We start from the raw sequence: 24,896 nt of genomic DNA, 5'->3' as shown, positions 1-24,896 counted from the left end.
CACTGCGCCGAAACGTCTTCGTCTTAACCGATAACCTCTCCATTGAGAAAGCGGAGTAATTGCGTATTAAAAAACCGGCTCGCAGTCAGGGGGATAAAATGTCCGTGTCCCTTTACGACCAGTTCGGCGGCTTGAGGAATGCGGCGTAACTGATCGAATGTGGCGTCATCGATAACGCAGTCGTTTTGTCCGTGCGTCAACAACACCGGCATGGCGATCCCGCCAAGGCGCGCATTGACGTCGAAGCGCATCAGCGCGTCGTAGTAATAACGCAGCACGCTCATTGGCGCGCCGGCGCCCAGGCTGGCGACAATATCCTCCGCGCCGTCAAACACGATCTCCAGCATGTCGCGATGCGCCTTCAGTTCATCATGCAGGTCCAGCGTGTTGCCGAATACGTCCTCGCCGAAGCTCGGCGCCGTGCTGATCAAGGTCAGCGAACGCACTATATCCGGGTTGTGAATGGCGATCAGACAGGACAGACATCCCCCCAGAGACCAGCCCACCAGATCGACGACGCCGCTGTTGAACTCCTGTTGCATAAAAAACGCCATGTCTTCCGCCAGTCTCTCCAACGAGAAAGCGGCGGCGTCGAAAGGACAGTCCTTGTGGCCGGGATAGATCGGAATTAACACCCGTCGCCCGGACTGAGTCAGGGCGTTGATCTGCTGTGTCCAGGCCTCCGCGCTGGTGTTCAGAGGCGGCGCCAGGATAACGGGACGCCCTTCCCCATAGCTCAGCCATTGCGCCATGGGGGCGGATGCGGTCGGAGACGCGCTTTCTTTCGGCGCTTTCGTTTCTCCTTTCTCCTCCAGAACAGCCGCGCTATCAACTCCTGACGCGGCGCCTGACGCAGCGATGGCGGCGGCGAGATCCGCCAGGGTTGCATACTTGAACAAGTCGTGAGCCTGCAACCCGGGACCGCGCTGTTGATAGGGCGCCAGCAGTTTCAGGGCGGACAGGGAATCCAGCCCCAGATCTTCAATTAAGACGTCCCTGGGCAGTTCATCCGGCGCAAACCCCAGCAGGTCTGACACCGCGGCGCGCAGCTCTTCTACTATGGCTTCGGTGGAAAGCGCCGAATCAGCTTGGGTGAACGCAGAAGCGTCAGCAACTTGCTCATCTTCCCGGTCATCAATCCAATAACGCTTGCCGTCAAACGGATACGCCGGCGCGTTGACGTCTGGATTCAGTGACGCGACCGCGTCCAATCGGCGCCGCACTTCCCCCTGTTCGCCCGCCCGCCACAGCGTCATCAGGGCCAGTTTTTCCGTCGACAGGGTAAGTTCTCGCACGGCCAAAGGCGCATTTCGCAACGCTTCTCCGGCATCCAGCTCGTGCGTCAGTTGCGCCAGTGCGGATAGCAAATCTGACTTATTCGCGGCGATAACGACGCAGTGCTGTCCATAGCGGGGACGACGCAACAGCAATTGGCTGAGGTCATAAAGCGCATCCTCGGCCAATGTCCCGACTAGCTGACGAAGCCCCGCGATACTGGCGATCAGACTGTGGCGACTCTGCGCCGAGAGGCAAAACGGCAGCGCTTCCCCTGTCCAGTGGTCATTCGATTCCCGCCTTACAGAGGGCATTTTCTGCAGTAATACATGGCCATTGGAGCCAGTGAAGCCAAAGGCGCTGACTGCGCACAAGGTTTTATCCTGCGGCCATGGCTGGGGTTCGAAATTCATGCGAAAGCCGGCGAAGTCGATCAGCGCATTGGTTTTGCGCAGAGGCGGAAACGGCGGAATCGTCTCGTGCCTGAAACTCAGCAGCACCTTGATGACGCCGGCGAGCCCGGAGCACACCAGGGTGTGGCCGATAATCGGCTTCACCGCGCCTAATAGACAGTCGTAGTCCTTGCCGCTGTGTTTGAAGGCCTCGGTCAATCCGCGCATCTCAATGGGATCGCCCAAATGGGTGCCGGTGCCGTGGGTCTCCACATAGGCCAGCCGCTCGACATCCACCTCGTGACGACGATAGAGGTCGCGGATCAGCTTGCTTTGCGACTGGGCGTTGGGGGCCATTAAACCGTTGCTTTTGCCGTCATGATTCAAGCCCGTGGCGACAATCGCGCCGTAGACGCGCAGCCCCCGCGCTTTGGCTTCTCCGTAACGCATCAGGATAATCGAGGCGCATCCCTCCGCAGGCGTGAAACCGTCCGCATCGTCGCTGAACGCCGCACAGCGCCCACTTGGCGACGACATGTTGGAGCGTTGCGCAAACTCAAACAGCTCCGGCGTGCTGAACACGGACGCCGCCGCCACGATCGCCGCGCCGCAATGGCCCGCCTGAATATTGAGGCAGGCTTCATGCAAGGCGCTCAGCGAAGAGGAACAGGCGGTATCTAGGGTCAGCGACGGCCCGTTAAAGTCATAGAAATAGGAGATCCTGCCGGACAGGGTCGAGGTGGCATTGCCAAGAAAGCTATGGGTGCTGAACGCCTGTTCAGGACGTCCCGCCACCACGAATTTATAGTCGCCGGGCAAACTGACCGCAAACACCCCGCACTGCAGCTCCCGCAATTCGTCAAGTCCCAGGTAGCTGTCGTCAATGGCGTGCTGCGCGGACTGCATCAGCAGGCGTTGCTGCGGGTCCATGCACTTGGCTTCATTGGGAGAGATTTTGAAAAAGCCCGCGTCAAAGTGATCGTAGTCGGGCAGAAAGCCTCCCACAAACTCCCCTGCCCCCTGACGCGGCCAACGCTCTGTCGCCGTCAGTTGGGAAGTCCCCTGCATGATCGCCCGCCAATATTCATCCAAGCCGTCGCAACCGGCGAATTGGACCGCCATGCCCACGACAACAATGGCGTCATCCTGGATGTCGTCTAGCGGATCTGCGCCCTGAGCCGCCTGCGTGGTCTTACTCGACTGGCCCGACGCCCCTGTTTGCGGCTTATCCGCCAGCGCCTTGCTGATGCGCACAGCGAGCCCGTCGATGCTGATGCACTCGTAGATATCCGTCGGCGTGATCGCAATGTCGAAATGGCGGTTGATCAGCTTGCTCAGTTGCGCCGCCAGAATGGAGTCCACGCCGAGGGAGGCGACTTCCGCCGCTGTCTCAATATCGCCTGGGTCCGCCAATAGAGCCTCTGCAAACAGCGCGACAAGGCGCTCTTTAACTTCCATGATTCACCTCTTTCATCGCGGCGCTGTCCGCCGCCTGTTCAAACCAATAAGGCTTCGTATCGAAGACATATCCGGGCAAATGCAAACGACGATAATCGCCGTCCGCAAACAAGGGCGTCCAATCAATCAAGGCGCCCTGTTGATATTGCGCCTGAGCCTCGCGCATCACGGTCGTCCAGTCGCTTTGCGACAGGTCCGGCGTCCAGTGCGAAGTTTTGCCTGCGCACTTTTCCTGATGGGCGGCGTCAGTTCCGCGAATCTGCTCCGCCAGATCCGCCGTGGAGTGCGCGATCCAACTCAGGCGGTAAGGAAACACTTCGCGCCCGGTGTTCAGAGTAAAAGCAATGTCCGCCAACCCGTGATCGGAGGTTTGCAGGCGGTCCAGTAATTGCGCCGTCATGCCCGCCAGCGAGTATGGCGTTTTGGCGCTGAGGGTCACCAGCCAGCAAGGCTTCTCCGACCGTTTGACGACCGACGCAGGCTGCCCCTCTGACACAATGACATGCGCATTGGAGCCGCCAAATCCGAACGAACTGATCCCGGCCACTCTCGGGGCCGCCGCCTCCCAGGCGCAATTCTCGGTCAGCAGGCGGAACGGGCCTTCGCTGAGGCGAATCATGGGGTTCAGACGATGGAAATGGATATTCGCCGGCAGTCGCTTATGTTGAAGGCACAGCAGCACCTTCAGCAGCGACGCAATGCCCGCCGCAGGCTCCAGGTGACCGATATTGGATTTCACCGCTCCCAGCGCAATGCTCTCCTCGCGCCGGTTCGGAGCCAGCGCGCGGAACGCCTGATGCAGGGCGTCGATTTCAATGGGATCGCCCAGTTGTGTGCCGGTGCCATGGGTCTCGATGTAACTGACTCGCTGCGCCAGTTCCGGCGTGTAGGCTTTCTGCAACAGCGCTGACTGCGCCTGTGGATTTGGCGCGGTCAACGAGTTTGCGCGCCCGCCATGGTTTTCCGCAGAGGCTTCAATCACGCCGTAAATGCTGTCGCCGTCACGCTGCGCATCCGCCAGACGCTTGATCACCACGCACCCTACGCCTTCCGCCCGTACATAGCCGTTGGCGCTGTCATCAAAGGTCGCGCAGCGGTAATCAGGCGACAGTACGCCCATGCTTTGCGCCGCGTCGCTGATGGCGGGGTCGATCAGCAGACTCACCGCGCCTACCAAGGCCACATCGCATTCGTTGCGCTGCAATGACATCACTCCGCGATTCACCGCCACCAGCGCGCTGGAGCAGGCGGTGTCGATAGTCTGGCTGGGTCCATTAAAGTTGAGCAGGTACGACACCCGGTTAGCCAGCATGGCATGGGCATTGCCGGTGGCGGCGTAGGGGTGCGAGCTTTGCCCCCAGGTCTGCAGCAGCGTCTGGTAATCGTTGAACTGCACCCCGGCGAACACGCCAACATTACTCAGTAATGCCGGCGCGTACCCGGCGTCGGTCAGGGCGTTATAGCTGGTCTGCAAAAACAGACGGTGTTGCGGGTCCATCAACATCGCTTCGCGGGCGGACAAACCGAAGAAGCGCGCGTCAAAACACTCGATATCGTCAATGGTTCCCGCGTAATAGGATTTATCTCCCCAACGCGCCACAGGGCGAATAGCGCTGCGGTTTTCCGTCAAAAGCTCCCAGAATGCGTCCAGATCCGCCGCCCCCGGCATGACGCCGCTCATGCCAATGATGGCGAAGCGTTGCTCTGATAATTTTTCCTCGGAATGCGCTTCTGCGGACATCTGCTTTGTCAGCGCAACAACGCCTGTTTGGGAAGACTCTCCGGACAACGCCGCCTCAGTCTGCGCAGCAGCGCCGTGCGATTCGTCGGCGTCCGCCAGCGTGGCGCCCTGTTGCTGCAGATATTCCGCCAGTCGCTGGATGTTGTTGTAGCTGAACAAGGCGTTAGGCGGAACCTGAGCGCCAAAGGTCTTGCCAATATCCTGCGCCAGGGTCTGCATCATGACGGAATTCAGACCCAGGTCACCCCAGCTCTTGTCCGCGCTGATATCCTCCTCAGAAAGCCTGGTTAAGGTTTCCACCAGACGAGTCAGCCCCGCCCGGATCTGCGCTTCGGAGGCGGCCTGTGAGACATTTTGACTGGCGTTTTTAGCCTGCTGTCCAGAATCCTGTTGCGTAGAATCCTGGACTGCAGACGAGGTGAAACGCTCGCGAATCTTCTCCTGATCGCCCACCAGCCCCATGACCTGGTCATACTGATCGGGGACGCCGTTGATCCAGGTGATGAAAAGCCCCGCGCCCTGAGCCAGCGTCAACGGGACAAACCCGTAATGACGCCGCAGGTAATCCGCCAGAGAGCGATATTGATCCATCAGGTTTTCGCTATCCTGATCGTCGATCCACAGAGGCCAGTTGATGGATAGCGTATGGCCTTTGCGCGCCCCTTGCTTGACCGAACGATTGCGCTCCGCCGCAAACTCATCAAGGAAACGATTGGCGGCGACATAATCGCACTGCCCCACATTGCCCATGATGCTGGACATGGAAGAAAACAGGCAGAAGAAATCCAGTTCCAGATGGGCCGTGCAGCGATCCAGTTGCCGGGTTCCCGCCACCTTCGCCGCCATGACCGCGGAGAAGTCGGCCAGCGACTTGTTCTGCACCTGGGCGTCTTTCAATACGCCCGCGGACTGAATGACGCCATTTAAACGGCCGTGCTTTTGCAGGACCTCGGCAATCAGCCGCTCCGCCTGAACCGGGTCGGCGATATCCGCCCGCAGGTAACTGATTTCGCCTTGCGGCCACTGCTGCAACCAGGCTTCCCGCTCTGGCGACAGGGCGGAGCGTCCGACCAGAATCACTTTGGCGTGGTAGTCCGCGTGCAGACGTCGGGCGATTTCTCTGCCGATCATGCCCAGGCCGCCGCTGATCAGATAAACGCCATCCTGACGCAGACGCATTCCTTGAGCTGGTTCAATGCAGGTCAGGCTACGCTCCCGTTGTTCACCTTCCCGGCGTTCCACTTCCTTGAATTCGTCCCCGGTTTCGGCCTGTTCCGCCAATAGCCAGCGCCAGTCCTCCAACTCCCAGGACCCAGCGGGTTTGACGATCTGCGCCTGCCTGTAACGAACCCGGGTATTTTCCAGCGCCAGCACTCTGAAAACCCCGCCCATGGCGATGTTTTCAGGGGTCTGTCGGCTATCGCTGACATTTAATATTACGCAAGGGCGCGAACAGTCCTGCATCGCCTTCGCCAGGTTCAACGCCGACGCGTCGCTCCAGGAGACGTTACAGTTAATCCAATAAATCTCTTGCTGATTCAGTTCATTGGCGATGTAATCCAGCGCCTGGGTGAAATCCTCCAGGTAATCAGGCCGCAGGGTCAGGACGTCGTGTTGGAAACTCAACGCCGTTCCTGGACTGACGCGCAGAACCCGCGCGCCGTCGATCATCGACGGCAACGCCTGCTCTGACGGCGCCATCACCGCCACCAGCGGGATTGGCTTCAACAATGCTGGAGGGTCCCTGTGTCGCCATACCGGCGTCAACAATACCGCGGGCGTCGAGTCCGGCGTCGGCGCTAAAGTTGGCGCGACGGGTTGAACAGGATTAATCACCGCCGAAACGACTTCCGCCTGCAGCGTCGGAGCCCAGTAAACATCACGGGCGAACGGATACTTAGGAGCCCCTCGCAGCAGGGACTTCACTGGAAAGCTGCCGGCGAAGTCGACGCTGTCCCCTTGCAGGTAGGCGCGCATTAACGACGCAAATGCCCCGCTCGTCGGCCTGTTCGTTTCGGGCGTATCTGCGCCTTCCAGTCTGCCAATCAATGCGGGGACTGACGCCACGACATAACACTCCCGCTCGGCGTGGTGTTGTCGGGCGCAACACAGGGTGTAGCTCAGACTGTATAAGCTGACTTGCGGTTGATCGCGCAAATACGCCGCCAGTTGCTGTTTCACCCGTCGCAGACCGCTACGATTGGGCGCCGACAAGGCGATAAGAGACTCCGATTGCGCCGGGATCGCAGCGGACTCACTCGCAAGATATTGCTGCAGAATAACGTGTCCGTTAGCGCCCCCCGCTCCAAACGAGCTGAGCCCGGCGAAGCGGGTGGCCGCTCCCGCCAGAGGCCAGGGCTGCTTCTCCCGCACCAGTTGAAAGCGGGTTTGTTCGATATTCAGGTAGGGATTCTCAATGGCGCAATGCAGCGTGGGAGCAAGCTGCTCGTGGGCGAACTGCTGGACCACCTTGAAGAGTCCCGCCATCGCGGCGGCGGACTCCAGATGCCCGATATTGCTTTTCACCGAGCCGAGGTAACAAGGCGCGCCCGCACCCTCCAGATCAGCGCCGTATGCGTTTTGCAACGCCTGCAGTTCAATAGGGTCGCCCAGGCTGGTGCCAGTGCCGTGGGCCTCGATGTAGTTAACCTGGGCGGGATTCACACCGGACTTACGCAAAGCGTCCTGAATCACCCGTTGTTGCGCCCGCGCTGACGGAACCGTAAAGCTGCTGGTTTTGCCGCCGGAATTAATCGCCGTGGCGCGCACGATGGCGTAAATCACGTCCTGATCGCGTATGGCGTCGGCGACAGTCTTCAACACTACTGCCGCAGCGCCTTCGCCGGGAACATAACCGTCCGCCTCCACGCCGAAAGCGTGACAATGTCCGCTGGCGCTTAGGAACTTGCCTTGCGACAGCAACCGGTATTTGCCCGGGTGCGCCATGATATTCACGCCGCCGGCCAGGGCTATGCGGCACTCCCCCAGACGCAGGCTGTTGCACGCCATATGCAACGCGGTCAGAGATCCTGAGCACATGGTGTCCACGGTCAGGCTGGGGCCTTGCAGATCGAATGCATAAGACACGCGATTGGCGATGGCGGCGAAGGAACTGCTCACGACTCTGCCGGGGGCGTTCATGTCCTGATAATGGCCGAACATGGCGGCGGCGAACACGCCCACCTCCTGGCTGGGGGAAACAAAGTACCCCGCGTCTTCCAGGGCATGGTAGCTGACTTGCAGAAAACGTCTTTCCTGCGGATCAAGCAGCTCTGCGTCTACTGGCGCAATGTTGAAAAAAGCCGGATCGAACTCCGCGACGCCCGGCATAAAACCGCCATGACGGCCATAGGCGGCGTCCGCCTGCGCCGCGGAGGCGGAGTAATCCCGCCGCCAGTCCCAGCGATCTTGCGGGATGACGCGCACAGCGTCTTCGCCGTCCGCCAGAGACCGCCAGAACGCTTCCGGCGTCGCGCCATTGGGGAACTCTCCCGCCATGCCGATGATGGCGATGTCGTCGTCCCGATAAGCGTCCGTCGAAAGTTTGGGTTGGTTGGTCAACGTTGGTGCAGCGCCGCCGCCATGAGTTTTGACATGCTCAGAGTTAGCCTCTTTGGCGTCAGGCGTATTGTCTGTGGCGTCAATTTGCGCTTGTTCGGCAGGTGCTGTTTCCACTTGCTGGGACGCCGCAGCGCCGTCCGTGTCCGCCAGACAGGCGCATAGCAGCGGCTGCGCCCGCTCCATCAAATGCTCCGCCAGTTGCCTGATGGTGGAGCACTCAAACAAGATAGCGCGACTGAGTTTGAAGTCGCCCTGGGGCGATAACTGCGCCGCAATGTCCGTGCTGATCTGAATGCTGGCGACGCTGTCGAGGCCTTTGTCCAGCAGGTTGTCATCATCCTTCAGCGTTTTTAGCCCGCTATGGCGACGGACGATTGCTTTCAGCCAACGGCGCGTTTTCTCTTCCAATGCGCCCTGATCCATTGTCGATACAGGAGAGTCCGTGGACGCCTGAGATTGCGTCTCGCTCGCTGGAACCACGATGTCCGTGCGCAACGCCGCCATTCCTTCCGCCGCGCCTTCATAGATCACCAGATGGCGTTCTCCCGCGGCCAAGGCGGACAGCATGCGTTCACAGGCCGGCTGCGGCTCCATGGGGCGCAGCGCCGATTCGTCCGTCATTTGCATGCCCTGGGAGCGCCACAAGCCCCAGGCGAAGCTGTACCAGTTGGGTAGCTGCTCCGACGCCAGTTCGACGAACTCATTGGCCGCCCCGTAGGCGCATTGCCCCACATTGCCGATGGTCGCGGTCAGGGAACTGAAGTTGACCACGTACTGCGGCCGGTAATCCTGCTGCAACGCCGCCAGATTCAACACCACGCCGACTTTGGCGAGCAGCGTCCTGTGCAGACGTTCCGCATTCAGGTTGTGAAACAGACAGTCGTCCAGGGTTCCGGCCAGGTTAAACACCGCCTTGATAGCGCCGAATCCCTGCTCGATATGGGTGAAAGCCGCTTTCAGCACGCCATAGTCCGTGGCGTCGACGCGCAGGTAGCTTCTCACGCCATACGCCTTCAAGGTCTGCGTTAATGCGGCGTCAGGCGCTTTACGGCCCAATACGAATACATTCAGACGACGGGAGGATTGCAGTACGCGGATCAGTTCCTGACCCACGCCGCCGGCGCCGCCGATCAGCACGATATTATCGCTGTCATTGAACGGGGCGCCTCCGGCGTCACCCTGCCCGGCGGCGATCCAGGATTCTAAAGACAGGCCGGTCTCATCAAAACACAGGCGGCGTCCCGGCCAGGCGAGCGCAGCAGCAATACGACCAGATAAAGAAGCGCCAATGGGTCCCGAGGGAATGCGTGCGGAAGTGAAGACACAACGGGGCATTTCCAGACAGGCGGAGCGCGCCAGCCCGTCGAATAACGCGGTGAGCGCATCTTCCTGAGCATGAAATGACAGCAAACGCATTGGACGGTTTTGCGCGAACACCCAGCGCAGCAGCTCAAGGCTGCGACGACTGCAAGACATCCAGCTCGCCTGAGTCAGCGACGCCAGGGGCTGATTGCGACCGACAATGACTGCAACGACGTCCCGACCGCCGTCGATGCCAGCCAGCTCCGCCCGCATCGCCGCCTCATCCGCGACCTGATCCAGGCGTAGGACCGCCGCGCCCATATGGCGTGCGGCCTCCTCCGCCTCGGCGCTGTCCGTCGCCACCAGCACTCGCTCCGCCTGAATTTCGCCGTAGGGAGGCGCGGCGACCTCCGTCAATTGCCGTTTTAATATTTCCATTCAAACACCACTGTAAATATGCGTTGAGTCTTCCGTGTTGCTGCGCCGAAGCCTTCTACAGCCAAACCATCCCCATAGCGCCGCCAGCGACGCTATGTTTTCGCCCACAGCCAGGCGCGATTAACGAATGTAGCGCCCATCCAGATATTTCATCGCCAGATCCAGATAATTGGGGTATTCGGAATGCCGGATCAGCTCGAAGAAGAACATTTCCCGGGTGATCAGTTGCACGCCGTTTTGTTCGAGACGTCGCAGCGCCGCCTGATGGTCGGTTTGCGAGCGCGCTGAGCAGGTGTCCGCCAGCAGAAAGACTTCTTTGCCCTGGGCTTTCAAACGCAGCGCGGATTGCAGGATGCAGACGTGGGTTTCCGCCCCCGCCAGCACGTAATGGTCGCTTCTGGCGGCTTCCACAGAATGGGCGACGGCCTGTTCCTGCATGAAATCGAAGTGGGTTTTCTCTAAATATTCCGCCTCTCTGGCCACCTCAGTCAGAGACTGCGACAGCTTGCCGAGCTTCTTGTGCTCAATGATCTGGGTGGGAACCTGCAGATCGCAACACATGTCCGCCAGCCAGCGGCAGTCGTTCAATAACTGGGTGCCGTTTTGCAGCAACGGAATCAGTTCCAACTGCATGTTGAAAATAACCACAGACGCTTTTTCTTTTTGTAACAACATTGTCCGACTCCTTTAAACCATTAAGTCCTTGATGAATTTGTGGGATTGTTCTTTGTGCAGGGATAGCGCCTTGGCCACCTTGAAGATCGCATCGCCGACCCAGGAGGCGAATTTTTCCCCCGGCTTGTTGACGCCCATGATTTCCTTGATGACTTTGAACTGTACGTAGGCCAGCGTGTTGTCCCGGTAGGGATAGGCGGCGCCCAGCCGATCCGCGATCACCATCGCCGAGACAATGGCGCCTTCGTGCCCGGTCAGGCTGGTGTCTGTGCCGCAGAACCAAAGATTATTGACGCCCTGAATCTCTTTGATGCGGGTCTTGCGATAGAAGTCCACGGGCCTCAGCTTGGGCAGCTTCCACGACCTTTCGCAGGCGATGCGCTCCGGCCTGATCTCCGCCTTTGGATCGAACGTGACCAACAGCGGTTTGTCCACGCCCCGATACGGCGGCAGCACGTTGTTGACCCGGGTCAGCGTGCCGAATTGCGCCTCCGGCGCCGAGATATCGAAACTGTCCGGCATTTTGAACTGGCAATAGAGCCCCTCTCCCTGGGCGCTGATCCAACGTTCGTCATGATGCAGGTAGCTCTTCACGGGAACATGTTCGAAGCCGCCTAAAATTTCCTGATAGATGGTTTCCGTGGCGCCCAGCATGGAGAGCGTCACATCCGCGTGGGTGGCGAATATCACCTGGTCGAAGCGCTGGCTTTTCCCGTTGAACTCCACGGTGACGCCCGAAGCGGACGGGGTGACGCGCTGCACCGGCGTATTCAGTTTCACCCGATCGCCCAGTTCCTGCTCGATGCGTTTCAGGTAGCCGTTTATCCCCCCCTTGGCTTTGCGCCAGTAGCCCGGCGAAAAGAACGACAACAGATTCATGTTGAAGGAAATGGCGACGTACATCAGCGTGTAGTCGAGGGACGGCGCGTTACAGCCGGAATAGACGGTCATCAGCGGCGCCAGCGCCTGATGTTTGAACGCCTCCGAATAACCGTTTGTGTCCAGATACTGGCCGATGCTCATTTTCTTGTAGCGCTCGTCCCCGGAACTCAGCACGGCGGCCATATCCAGATGAAAGCGGTCAAATTCCTGCAGCAGCTCTTCGCCCAACTCACCTTTGCCGTTGAGATTGTTCCAGAAGCGCCCTTCCCCGGGAAAATCCACATGCATGGTCAGCGGCGCCACATAACTGTCGACGCCAAAATGCGTCAGCAATGCGCACAAGTTAGGAGACAGGCGCTCATTGAAATACTCCACGCCCATGTCGATATACTGCGTTCCCGTCTCGGTTTCGACAGGATGACTGTAGGCGTGGCCGCCCAGATAGTCGGCGGCTTCGAACAAGGTGACCTGATTGTCTTTACTGAGCAGCCACGCGGCCATTGCGCCGGCGCCGCCCCCGCCGATCACGGCGATGTTGCTTCCTTTCATTTTGATTACCTCTATGGGTTAAGCCTGTGCGTGCGTCGCAACCGCATGCTGAATTTTTCCCTGCAGATTGGTAAGCACCCGTCCCGGCCCCAGTTCGACAAAACGCGCCTGCGGGTAGCGCCGCAACAGGCTCTGAATGGTCAGCGACCAGCGCACGGGTTTTACCAGCTGAAACGCCATTTCCTCGATGAGATGCTCGCCGCCTATGGCGCCGCCGCTGGTGCTGGAAATCACCGTTTTCTGCGGCGCTTTCAACTCAAGGCCCAGCAAAAAGTCGGTGAACTGCACCCGGCAGGGCTCCATATAACGAGAATGAAACGCCCCACTGACCGGCAACGGCACACAGCGAAGCCCCTCCTTTTCCAGCAGCGGAGATAGCCGCTGCATGCGCTCTTCCTGGCCGCTTAGCACCACCTGGCCCGGCGCGTTATCGTTCGCCACATCCACGTCAAAACAGTCCAGCTGGATCAGCTTTTCTCTTAATCTGTCGGCGCTGACGCCCAACACCGCCAACATGCCGCCGCCACGGATGGCCTGCATCAGCTCTCCGCGTTTGGCGACAATGCGAAGCCCGGTCATCAGGTCGAACACCCCCGCTGCGAACAGCGCCGGAAACAGCCCCAGGCTGTGACCGAGCAGGCGCCCCTCAAATGAGTCATGAAAGCGGCGGCCGGACTGACTCAGGTAGTCCAGGTAGGTCAGGCAGCACACAAAGTACAGCGCCGGCTGCGTATAGGCGGTCTGATTCAAACGCCCTTCCCGATCATGCAGACACAGGTCGACGAGGGAATAACCCAGGACCGCTTCCGCCTCCTGGCGCTGCGTCGGGTAGCGCTCGAACAAATCTTTTCCCATGCCCGGATGCTGCGATCCCTGGCCGGGAAACATCAGTATTTCCATGATTTCAACACTTCCATCGTTGTGATTTATCAGGCGGTTTCACTGCCGTTTGGACCGGCCTCAGCTAAGGTCAAACACTTCAAAACGAGGCTCCGGCCGCACCTGTCGGGGGCGTGTATCGACCTCGTCTTCCGCGTGTGGACGCACCACGACGGACACCATGTCTTCCAGCATGATCAGCACCTCTCCCCGCCTGTCGGTGAAGTAGAAATCAAAGCGTCTGGCTTTGCTGGCCTGGGCAGTGGTTTTTTCCAGGCAATAGCCGTACACCGCTTCGTTGTCCGGCAGCCGGTTCACCACCAGACGCCCCAGGTGATAAGGCATAAAGACCGCCGTTACGCCATCGCCGCTGCTCTCTGCAGCGCTCGCCGGCGCCAGAATCGCCAGTTGCAGGCCGGCGTCCAGCAGCGCCGGAGACACCAGGCGCCCCCAGTCGTGGTCGACCTGTAGAAACGCCCTGACCAGGCCCGGTCTGATCTGCGCCCAGCGAATGCCCTGCAGCGGCGCGCCATAGTCATAACCCCGTTGCTGGAAGTCCCCATAAATTTCCGCCTGAGAGCGGCGGGGAGCGTTATTTATGTCTTTCGCCTGCAATGGGTTTTCCATGCCCAGACGCGCCAATACGGTAGAGATATGTTGTGGAACGTTTTCGTCGCGGGTTCGCTCCGCGCTGCAATACTCGGTAAAACCGCCGCGTCCGACGAAAAGCGTGCGACCGCCCTCCTCGATCACCTCCACGTTGTGGGGATCAGTGATCATGTCTTTCCACATAATGTTGGCGAAGCCGCCGTCATCGGCGCTGTCGCACAAGGTCGACAAGGTCCAGGCGGCAGGCGCCATGGTGCGGCCGTTGATGCGGTGCGCCTGCGTCAACGAGTGGAAGCCCTTGAAGTTGGATTCAACCGAGTCAATCCAGTGACGATGGCGAATGAACACATACTCCGGGACCGCCGCCAGCCGGCGCTGCGGATAGAAGTCGCGCCAGGGCAAATCATTTCCGGCTTCATACATGGCGGCGACGTTTTCAGCGTTATCGCGGGTCAGACGTTGTGGGGCCGCCTGTTGCGCTTGTCCCGATGTCCCTTTCCGTGACGCGACGCCTGTCATTTGCAGATCCCGTCCCAGTTGTTGAATCAGATCAGCCTGATCGCGACACACCAGCGCCCGGCGGAAGCGCTCGTGATCCCGCGCGCAGGCCAGCGTGTACGCCAGCGCATCCATATCCACCTGCCCCTTCTGCAGCCAATCGCGCAGGCCGTCCAGGGTCTGCTGCAGTCCCGCGCTGCTGTGATGGGACAACGGAATGACATAAATCTCTTGCCTGGTTGCGACTTGTGCGGTGTCGGTGATCGTCCCCGGGGAAGCTAGCGCCTGCGCCACGCCCTGTATCACCACATGGGCGTTGCCGCCGCCGGCGCCGAACGAACTGACGGCGGAAACCCTGGGCGCCGCCGCGTCCCATTCACACCGCTCCCTGTTCAGCAAAAACGGCGTCTGAGTGAAATCCAGATGGGGATTGAGCTGCTCAGCGTGCAGTGAGGGAACCCACTCGCCGTGTTGCATCTGCAGAACGGCCTTTAGCACGCCGCAAAGTCCCGCCGCCGATTCCAGGTGGCCCACGTTCGACTTCACCGAGCCCAGACGAATACTCTGGGGCGCGGCCGCCCCGTAGCTTTTGCTCAAAGCGCGCAGCTCGATGGGATCGCCCAGTTCCGTACCGGTGCCGTGCGCCTCCACATAACCCACCTCCTGTGGGGTTACGCCGGCGGCTTGCAGCGCTTTGCCGATCAGCGCCGCCTGAGCCTCAGGATTGGGCGCGGTATAGCCGTTGGAGCGACCACCGGCGTTGATGGCGGAGCCCTTGATGAAGGCGTAAACGCGATCATTATCGCGAATGGCGTCCTCCGCCCGTTTCATCGCCAGGCAGATCACGCCTTCGCCATCGACAAAACCGTCCGCATTGGCGCCGAACGGCTTGCACTGTTCGCTGCGGGACAGCATGTGCAGGCCGCACAGCTGCTCATAATGACGAGGATGAGTAATGAGATTCACGCCGCCCACTACCGCCTGTTCGCAGTCGCCGTTTTTCAGCGCCTGACAGGCCAGATGCAATGCGGTGAGCGAGGCGGAGCACGCCGTATCCACCGCCATGCTGGGGCCGCGCCAGTCAAAAAAGTAGGACGCGCGATTCGCCATCGACCAGAACAAAGAGGTCGCTGGCGCTGTGGACGTTTCTACCGGGGTGTGCCAGGCGTAATCGCCGTTCATCACCCCGACGAACACCGCCGTGTCGCTCCCCGCCCATTGTTTGCGGGTATAACCCGCGTCCAGCATTGAGCGGTAAGTCTGCTCCAGCATAATGCGCTCTTGCGGGTCCATTCTGGCGGCTTCGTTGGGCGTCAGATTGAAAAACACATGATCGAAGGCGTCCACGTCATCAACAAATGCGCCGCGATTGGTGTAGCTGCCGCGACCGTTGAGAGGAGCATCCGTGAGGAATCCTTCCTGCTTCCAGCGTTCCGCCGGAATCACGTCGGTGCAGTCGCGACCCTGACGCAGATTTTCCCAAAAATGCGCTACATCCCGCGCCTTCGGCAATCGCGCCGACATGCCGATAATGGCGATATCGCCGGGACGCCATAGCGATTTTTCTGTCGCGTCAGAGGATAGCTGCGCATCCCGTTCAGGTTCATCTACAACACGGTTGCCTGCATGTTGGTCTGTCTCAGAGGACTGAGCTGGCGTGCTATCTGATGCGGTCTCCTCTGAAGGTGAAGTCGCCACCGTGGTCGCCAGATATTCCGCCAGTTGGCGCAGACTGGGATATTCAAACAGCACCGTGGCGGGCAGATAGCCGAATATCTCCTTCAAAGGACGAATCAACTCCAGCGAAATAATAGAATCAACGCCGTATTCCTGAAACGGCGTATCCGCCTCCACATCCTCCGGCTCCATCATCATGGTGTCCGCAATGACCGTGCGAACCTGGTTCATGATTTCCGCCAAACTGTCCCGGCTCGGCAGCGTATCCTCCACCACTGGGGCCGCAGTCGGCGCTGCGCTCGACTCCCCTTCACGCCAGGCCAGCCCGGAGGTCAATATATGCTCCGCCAGCTGTCGGATAGTGGGATACTCGAACAGGATGGTGGCGGGCAAATATCCCGTTTTCTCTTTGATCGGCTTCAACAGCTCCATAGAGATCAACGAGTCGACGCCCATTTCACTGAAAGGCATATCGCGCTCGATTTCACTGGGATCAAATTGCAGCACCTCGGCGATAACCTGCTGCAAAAACGCTTCAATAGACGCCTGACTGGCGACCCCATCCTGAGACGCAGTTTGCGCCGCCGCACTGCCTTGAGATGGCTCGATGGGGGCAGCTTCCGCCTGGGGCGCAGTGTTTTCGGACACAGCGCCTTGCTGCGCGTCGGCTCCGGCGAAGCCGACGATAACCTGCTGATCTTCGCCGCCATGGGCGTCCACGCCCTGGAATCCCGCCTGCAAAATCAAACGCCGCCAACTATCGCCGGACAGCAAAGGACTGTTGGGAATGCGATACGCGTCCTGACTCAGCCACCAGCCGTCCGTCAGGCCGAAGGTCAACGTCGCGTAATCCTGGCAGGAAGTGATTTCGTTGAGCACGAATACACCGTCGTCACGCAGCAGGCGACGCACCTGGCACAAGGTTTCCGGCAGGTCCGAAGTGGCGTGGATGACGTTGGTGGCGATGACCACATCGAAAGGTTCTTCGAACGCGGGCGGCTTCTCGATATTGCAGATTTTGTATTCCACAAAGGGATAGTCAGCGAACCGGCGTCTGGCCTTGTTCAAAAACGCGAAGGACAGGTCGGTAAAGGTGTAGCTCACATGGTCCGGGGCCAGTTCCGGCAGCACAAACTGGGTGGTGCTGCCGGTGCCTGCGCCGATTTCGATAATGCGCAGAGGGCGTCCCGCGCGGGCCTTTTGCAAGTTGGCGACGATCCTCGCCACGACCTGGTTAAAGTAGTCGGCTATGGGATTGTCCCGGTATACCGGTTCAACCAGCTCAAAGCCGCCATCGGGGAAAATCACGCTCAGCGGGTTGGTCTCCCCGCGCAGAATGGCGGGCAGATTCTCGATACATTGATCCAGCAGACGGATATGCCCTTGCAGCTCCGGATAGCGGTGTATCACTTCCTCGCGTTGCGGGGAATGTCCCGCCCTGATGCTACGGAGCGCCGCCGCCAGCTTGCCGAACTTCGGCGCAATGGCTTCCGGCATAGGCGTCTGGCTCAAGCGCCAGCGCGCATACTCCTGCAAGGCGGCGGACATCGCCTCGTTGCGGGCGACTAACGGGTCCTGCGTGCGATACGCCGGGATCAGGTCGGCGTTGGAGCCGTTTGCGGGCGTTGTATTTTGATTTATTACATGAGGCGTAATATTCAGGCGTTTCAATGCCAGATCAGACGCTTTCACCACCGTAATTTGTCTGCGCTCGGTCACCAGAAAACGTTCAATAACGGCAAGGCCCTCGTCCACTTCAATAGAGCCGATTTGCAGCTTTTTCATGCGCTCGCGATAGTGCTCCGAGGCCACGACGCCCACCGAGCCCCAAAAACCCCAGTTGATGACCTTGCTGTTGATCATCAGTCCGTTGTGCAATAAATCCGCAAAGGCGTCTTTGGCCACGCAGGCGGCGGTGTAGTTGCCCTGGCCCGGATTGGCGATATAGGACTGAATGGAAGAGAAAAACAGGCAGAAATCCAGCGTCCGACCCTTCAGCGCCCGCGCCAGATTGTAGGCGCCGTGAACTTTCGGCCGCAGTACATTGAACAGGGTCTGCTCGGACATCGCCGCCAGGGACGCGTCCTCCAGCACCAGAGCGGAATGCACCACGCCATGAATCACGGCGTACTGGTCCAACACGGCCTGCAATGCGGCGCGGTCGCCGAGATCGACGGAGTGATAATGCGCCTCGACGGCGCCCAGATCGCGCAGTCGCATCAGCAGGTCGTGCGCCTCAGGCCGACGCCCGAGAATAACCAGTTTCGCCTGATAGCGGGCGGCCAGATATTCCGCCAGCTTGCCGCCCAATCCGCCAGCGCCGCCGAGAATCACATAGGTTCCCTGCTGACGAAAAGCGGATTGCGCCGGCCATGGACTCAAGGTCGTCGGCTGCATCTCGGCGACGCCGTAGCGTCCGTCTGCGATACAGACCGGCGTTCCGGCGCGTGTCGGAAGCGATACGCGCAACAGGTCTTGCAGCGCGTCCGCCGTCAGCTTTTGCAGCGAGAAACTGCGTACAATCCATTCCGGACGCTCCTTGGCCAGCGTCTGCGCCAGCCCCACGTAGACGCCGTCCACAGGATGGGTGACGCTCTCAAACAATGGACTGGCGACGGCTTTGTCCGTGAATACGTCCAGCTTGACTGCAGGCTTGTCGCCCAGCGCTTTCAGCAGATGGAAAAAGGCGCTGACGTCTTCATCCGGCACGGCGGCGCGCCAGGGAGTACGGGTTACGAAACATAGACGCAAAGCAGCGGAGCCCGCGACGGCACGCGCCAAATCATCGATGGACTGAGGGGTTAGCAGACGCACGTCAGCCTGTGGCAAACGGTCAGCGATTTCCTGGCGCAACGCCGCTTGCGACGGTGGAACAATAATGATCCGGGGCTCCTTCTCTTGCTCCTTTATTTGCTCCGCCGTGGACACCGCCGGTAAAGGCAGAATTTTCCATGCAGGAGAAAATACCAGCGAATCGATAGCCGTTTGAGAAATTCCGGCAAACTCCATATCCCTCATACTCCTTTATTGTAAATGTGATGGTTTGACGCCCAGGTCAAAAACAGACAGCAAGGGGGTGTAGGTTTCGTCAAAAATAGTGAGGTTGGTGCGAAACGGAGACAATTTCTCCGTCAGCACGAAGGCGCTGCCCAGGGCCTGATCGGGCAGCGCTCGATGCAAGGTCAGCCGACCCAGGGAATAAGGCATCAGACTCTCCCGACGCTCGCCGATGGATATCGCCATGCCGGCCTGAAACGCGCAGTCCAGCAGGCTGGCCCAGCCCAAAAAAACGCCGTCGTAATTACTGAGCCAGGACAACGCTTTGTTGGACAGGCGTTGCACATAGCTGATGCGTTGAAAGTAAGGGCCGTAGACGATCCCCATGTCGGCGAAGGCGGCGTAGACCTCGCTTCGCGGAAAGTGATCCCGGGTCTCAGCGCCGACCTGACTGCGTACGCACAACGGCGTCGCCAGAGGATCAGCGCGCCCGGATACCGTCTGCGCATTTAAAACACCGCCGCCGCACATCTCTCCCCCATGCTCTATGCGGAACTCAATGCGCGTCGGGCTGATCGGCTCCAGTTGCACATCGATCTCCGTCTCAGGCGTATTCGCGAGAACGGGCCGCAGCCAGACCACTTCGTCGACGAATCCGGTTGTGAAATCCGGCCGCGACTTGGCGACGGCGCTCAGGGCCAGCTCCAGATACACCACACCGGGCAGGACTTTCCAGCCGCGCACGCGATGGTGTGAAAAGTAAGGGTGCTCGTCTCTCAGGCTGACGCGGAATCCATCGCCGGTTGGCAGGCTGCGCCAATGTCCTTCTGTATCGAAAAAAGAGTCTCTGGCTCTAATACTTGCGCTCATAATCTGTCTCGCCATCCTTAGCTGTTGTCGTTACCTGCGCCAATCCTGTTTGCTGTTTGGCGTACCGCCCGGTCTGGTTTTTGGCGTACCAATAGTCGCGTTCGTCGAACGCATAGGTCGGCAGCCTCATTTTGGCGGCGCCGGCGCCCTCATACAGACGCCGCCAGTCGATATGGCGTCCTTGTAGAAAATTCGATCGCGCCTGCGCCAGATAATCTGGATCGTCCAGTGTTCCGGGATAGGTCGCCTCGTCCGCAGCCAGGCCTTGATTATCCTGGCTTTGTTCATTCAGGGATTGACCGTGTCGAGGCGCATGTACGCCAACGTGGCCTGAACGGAGTTGCGTCAGTAATTCATCCGCGCCGCTTACCAGCCAGGCGTGTCGATACTCGAAATGTTCGCGCCCGCAGCTCAACGTGAAGGCCAGATCAAGCAAGCCGCTCTCCCCGAGTTCTGCGCGACGTTCGGCCACGAAACGCGCCAGCGCCGCCATACTTTTCTGCAACGCGCTTTCAGTGCGGGCGGAAACGGGAATCAGATATTGGTCATGATGATTGACCGACCGCCGCTCCCGTCGCGGAGGCGCGGACAAGACCACATGCGCGTTGGCGCCGCCGAAACCAAAGGAGCTGACGCCCGCCGTCAATGGCTGTTCGCTGCGCCAGGGAATATTGTCCGCCAACACCTGAAACGGTGACGATGACAGATCGATCTCCGGGTTCAGTTGCTGGAAATGCAGATTCGCGGGCAGTTGTTCGTGCTCGAAGGCCTTGATGACTTTCACCACTGACGCCACCCCAGCCGCCGGCTCCAGATGGCCGATGTTGGATTTGACCGCGCCCAGCCAGACGGTTTGAGCCGCTTCGCCATCGGTGCGTTCCTGCAAGGCGCGTTTCAGCGCCGCCACTTCAATGGGATCGCCCAGGCGGGTGCCTGTGCCGTGGGTTTCGATATAGCTGACCCGCTGCGCCAGTTCCGGCGTGTAAGCGTCCAGCAACAGGCGATATTGCGCGTTGGGATTCGGCGCAGTCAGCGAGTTGGCCTTGCCGCCGTGGTTTTCCGCCACGCTTTCAATGACGGCGTGAATGAGGTCTCCGTCCGCCTGTGCGTCCTGCAAGCGTTTCACCATAAAACAGCCCACGCCTTCCCCTCTTACGTAGCCATTGGCGCTGGCGTCAAAAGTGGCGCAGCGGCTGTCCGGAGACATAAAGCGCCCCGCCTCCAATCCTTCGTTGATCTGCGCATCCAGAATCAGATTGACGCCTCCCACCATGGCGGCGTCGCAGACCTGGGCCTGCAGATCCCGACAGGCCTTCACTAGCGCCGTCAGCGCGCCGGAGCAGGCGGTATCCAGGGTAAAGGACGGGCCATTCCAGTCAAAAAAGGCGGAAATACGATTGGCCAGGATGCTCAGTGAGTGTCCCGACAAGGAGTACGGCGTCTGTTTTTCGCCGTCGCGAGCCTGCAGTAAGGCATAGTCGCTGCCGGTGGCCGCCATATAACATCCGATGCGGCCGCCAGCTAATTGAGATGGCGCATAGCCCGCGTCTTCCAATGTTCTCCAGGCGGCCTGCAGCAATAATCTCTGGCGCGGGTCCATCCTGGTGGCTTCCAGGGGAGAAATGGAGAAAAAGCGCGCGTCGAATCCCCTGACCGAAGAAATGAAACCGGCGCGGTAGCCCGGCAAAGACCGGTCCGCCGGAGCCTCGGAGATACAATCCTTACGGTCCAATAAGGCGCGCCAGAAACTTTCCGCATCGTCCCCGCCCGGCAAGGTGGCCGCCATGCCGACAATCGCCAGTCGGTCGTCTCCGTTGCCGTCACGACGACGGTCAACGCTTCGCTCTTGCGATCTGGCGATCCGCTCCGGGGATTGACGTTGACGGATAGCTCCGGCTACCTCATTGATGGTGTTGAACTGATAGAACTCGTAGCTGCGAAACGCAATATCGAACTGCTGTTGAATCGCGGCGGCCAGCAGGTTGTAACTGATGGAGTTCAGACCCAGCCACCCAAGAGGCTGATCAAGATCGAGGGCGGATACGTCCAGCGTATCCAGCAGAATGCGCTGGATCTCCTGCTGAATTCCCTGCTCCTGCGGAACCGCCGCTGGCTGCGCTGACGAGGCTGACAACGTCTGTGTTCTAAGGGGCAAATCCGTCAACGCGGCTTCACTCATTAGTTTGACGTCCGCTTTACCGTTGGCGGTTAACGGAATACGACTCAAACGATGCAGCGCTTTCGGCGTCATGTAATACGGCAAAGCGCGTCGACACCATTGCATGGCTGCGTCGACGTCGAATGCGCTGCTCTCAGGGGCCCAGACAAAGCAGCACAGATGCGCTTCCGGCGTGCGCCTGACCACGGTAAAAACGGCGGCGTCCGGGGCGAATTCTTTCAGGCGGTGACTCACCTCGCCGGTATCGACCCGATAGCCGTTCACTTTGTACTGACTGTCCCGGCGGCCGACGTATTCAATGTCCTGATGGGACAGGTAATGCACGATGTCGCCGGTTTTGTAGGCGCGAACGCCATTCGACAAAGTGACAAAAGCCTGCTCTGAGGGAGCGTTCAGATAGCCTTTGCCAACGCATTCGCCCGCGATCGTCAGTTCGCCCTGCATTCCCGGCGCTACGGAGTCGCCCTGCGCATCCAGTATGTAGTAGTCAGTGTTGAACACCGGTTGCCCCAAAGGAATCCGTTCCGCTTCCGTCACCCGGCGGCAGCTGGCCCAGATCGTCGCCTCAGTGGGGCCGTACATGTTGTATAGCTGTCCGCTCTGTTGCAGCAGGTATTGCGCCAGCTCTTTATCCAAAGCTTCGCCGCCGCACAGAATGGTCATTTCGCCAGCGGCGCGCCAACCCGCCTGCTGCAGCATACGCCAGGTTGACGGGGTCGCCTGCGCGACGTCCGCCCGCCGTTGATTGAGCACCGCCCCCAGCAATTCAGCGCTCATGCGGACCTGATCGGAGACGATATGCAGCTCACCGCCGCACATCAGCGGCAATAGCAATTCAAGGATGGAAATGTCAAAACTGACAGGCGTCAGGGCGAGCATCCGTTCGCCAGCCTGAAACCCCGGCGTGGCCTGCATCGACAGGAGAAAGTTCGCCAGATTGCGTTCACTGATCGCCACGCCTTTGGGCCTGCCGGTGGACCCGGAGGTGAACATCACGTAGGCGGTGGCGTCTGGGTTCGCGTCCGCCGCCAATGCCTGTTCAAGACCCTCTGCTCCAGTGGCGGACTCAGTGATCGCCAAAGCGAGTGAAGCGTCGACATTGATGATCGTCGCGCCGGGAAACAGTGTTTCCGCTCTGGCGCGCGTGCGCTCATCCACCAATAGGACACCGACATTGGCCACATCCATCATGTAGCTGAGCCGTTCATCCGGCAGCAACGGGTCCATGGGCGTGAAAGCGCGCTGAGACGCCAGGGCGCTGAGATAGGCCACTGACAACGCCGCCGACCGCTCCAGAAATACGCCTATGCTGATGCGCCCAGCAGAGGCACTCGTCGAGCCATTCGTAGAGACATCCAGATGCGTCTTGATTTCGCTATACAGAAGACCGACGGCGGCGCAGGTTTGACGATAAGTCAGACTCGTCCGTTCATCACTAATCGCAGGCGTATTGGCGTGCTGTTTGCCGGCCTGGGCTACCCTCGCCAGAATGCGCGCTTGCGGCGCAGCCTCGTTGCGTTCGCCGCAGATAACCGGCGTCAAAGGCTGACTGATACGGCATTCACTCAGTGCACGCTCTGGCGATGCGGCGATAAAAGTCGCGACCTTGATAAAGTTATCCGCCAGCGTCGTCAGGGTTTCCCGCGCCAGAAAGCGGGATGATGAATCGAAAGACAAGAACAGCTGATCGCCGTCGCTGCTGAAGTTGATGGCGAGATCATTCTGACCTCCGGTATCCGGGCGTTCGGTCAGCTCCAGGTCGCATCCCGTCAACACCGGATCGGCGTAAGGCACGAGTCCGTCAGAGGCGTTCACCACCAGATTAAACAAACGACCGCCATGATTGGCGCGCGGGTCCGCCCATTCAACCAACTGCAGCGCGGGCGTATGTTGATGCGGGCGTACAGCCTGTCGCGCCTGTTTGACGCAAGAGAGCAATGTCGCGCCGGCTTGATCGGGGTTAACCTTGACGAACAGCGGAATCAGGTTGGTGAAGCAGCCATAGGCTTGCTGCTCGCTCCGACAATTGACCGTATGAGCGATAGTAACGGGCTCTTCATCCTGATCTTCCGTCGCTGAATACAGTCTTATGAAAGCAGCGGTAACCGCAACGACGAACTGAAACAAGGTGAGGTCACGCTGTTCCAACAGGGCGCCGATTGCAGCGACGCTCACTCCCTCCGATGTCGTATCCTCCGTCAGCGTAGGCTTGGCCAATGTACGTTTGATAAGCGATGTACGCTTGATAGACAGCGTACGCTTGACCGAAAGATACACGCCTTTCTCTCTTGGCGTTTTGAAACAGAACGGCAGCGGCTGCGACAGACGCGCGCCTTGCAAGCCCGCCTTCCAATAATCAACGGACGTCTCTTTAACCGGCGACTCACCGATTTGCAGGAACGATATGTCCGCGTCTTCCCTGGCCTCGCCAACCAGGCTTTCCCGACGATTCCAACAGTCAGACAATGTATTTATAAAAGGTTGATAACACTCGCCGTCAAAGACTAAATGGCTAAACTCTAATTTCAGGCCAGTGATCTTTTCGTCTTCAATAAAGCAAGTAAATCTGAATAACTTATCGCCGGCCGGATCAATAGGCTCTGATTGCGTCCATTGCGACTTATCAGTGACGATATCCACCACTTTATCCGGCAATCTATTGTCGCCAACGAAAAGCGCATCGCCCCTTTCTAAAAAGTAACTTAACAGGCCGTTAAATCCTTTTAAAAGCGTCGCTTTTAAAGCGGCATTTAATACCTGAAACTCAATATTCCCGGCCACTTTAAACTGGTACTTTAGTGTCAGACCGGGGTCGTCAGGGTTACGTCGATAGCACAGCCACTGAAACTGTTCATAACGGGTTGCTTTACGTAATTTCATGAAACTTTCTCAAGCATTAAAATCCCTAATTTCA

At 59.3% G+C, this 24,896-nt stretch carries 8 protein-coding genes; all 8 read right to left on the bottom strand.

Annotated elements, in window-relative coordinates; all coding sequences use genetic code 11:
• Positions 1–23: 23 nt before the first annotated feature.
• Positions 24–3,125 (bottom strand): alpha/beta fold hydrolase, encoded by a 3,102-nt coding sequence (locus ONV78_RS16975; protein WP_279504869.1) that lies wholly within the window; start codon positions 3,123–3,125, stop codon positions 24–26.
• Entirely contained in the window at positions 3,115–10,167 is a 7,053-nt protein-coding gene (locus ONV78_RS16970; protein ID WP_279504866.1) for an SDR family NAD(P)-dependent oxidoreductase, read from the bottom strand. Before ONV78_RS16970 ends, ONV78_RS16975 begins: the two co-directional genes overlap by 11 nt.
• A 120-nt stretch (positions 10,168–10,287) precedes the next feature.
• The gene (locus tag ONV78_RS16965; protein WP_279504864.1) at positions 10,288–10,842 is read right to left on the bottom strand and encodes an isochorismatase family protein; all 555 of its coding nucleotides are present in this window, start codon (positions 10,840–10,842) and stop codon (positions 10,288–10,290) included.
• A 12-nt stretch (positions 10,843–10,854) separates the two neighbouring features.
• Positions 10,855–12,273 (bottom strand): FAD-dependent oxidoreductase, encoded by a 1,419-nt coding sequence (locus tag ONV78_RS16960; protein WP_279504862.1) that lies wholly within the window; start codon positions 12,271–12,273, stop codon positions 10,855–10,857.
• A gap of 18 nt (positions 12,274–12,291) precedes the next feature.
• Positions 12,292–13,173, bottom strand: coding sequence for an ACP S-malonyltransferase (locus tag ONV78_RS16955; RefSeq protein WP_279504860.1), 882 nt, complete (start codon positions 13,171–13,173; stop codon positions 12,292–12,294).
• Positions 13,174–13,233: 60 nt separating this feature from the next.
• Entirely contained in the window at positions 13,234–18,945 is a 5,712-nt protein-coding gene (locus ONV78_RS16950; RefSeq protein ID WP_279504858.1) for an SDR family NAD(P)-dependent oxidoreductase, read from the bottom strand.
• 15 nt (positions 18,946–18,960) lie between these two features.
• Positions 18,961–19,803 (bottom strand): polyketide synthase dehydratase domain-containing protein, encoded by an 843-nt coding sequence (locus tag ONV78_RS16945; protein WP_279504857.1) that lies wholly within the window; start codon positions 19,801–19,803, stop codon positions 18,961–18,963.
• Complete coding sequence (locus ONV78_RS16940; protein ID WP_279504856.1) at positions 19,787–24,862, bottom strand: beta-ketoacyl synthase N-terminal-like domain-containing protein; 5,076 nt, start codon at positions 24,860–24,862, stop codon at positions 19,787–19,789. Before ONV78_RS16940 ends, ONV78_RS16945 begins: the two co-directional genes overlap by 17 nt.
• Positions 24,863–24,896 lie beyond the last annotated feature (34 nt).

The sequence above is a fragment of the Hahella sp. CR1 genome, from assembly GCF_029813005.1.
Taxonomy (GTDB): Bacteria; Pseudomonadota; Gammaproteobacteria; order Pseudomonadales; family Oleiphilaceae; genus Hahella.
Note: the sequence above shows the minus strand (reverse complement) of the source record. Positions and strands in the feature narration are given on the sequence as shown.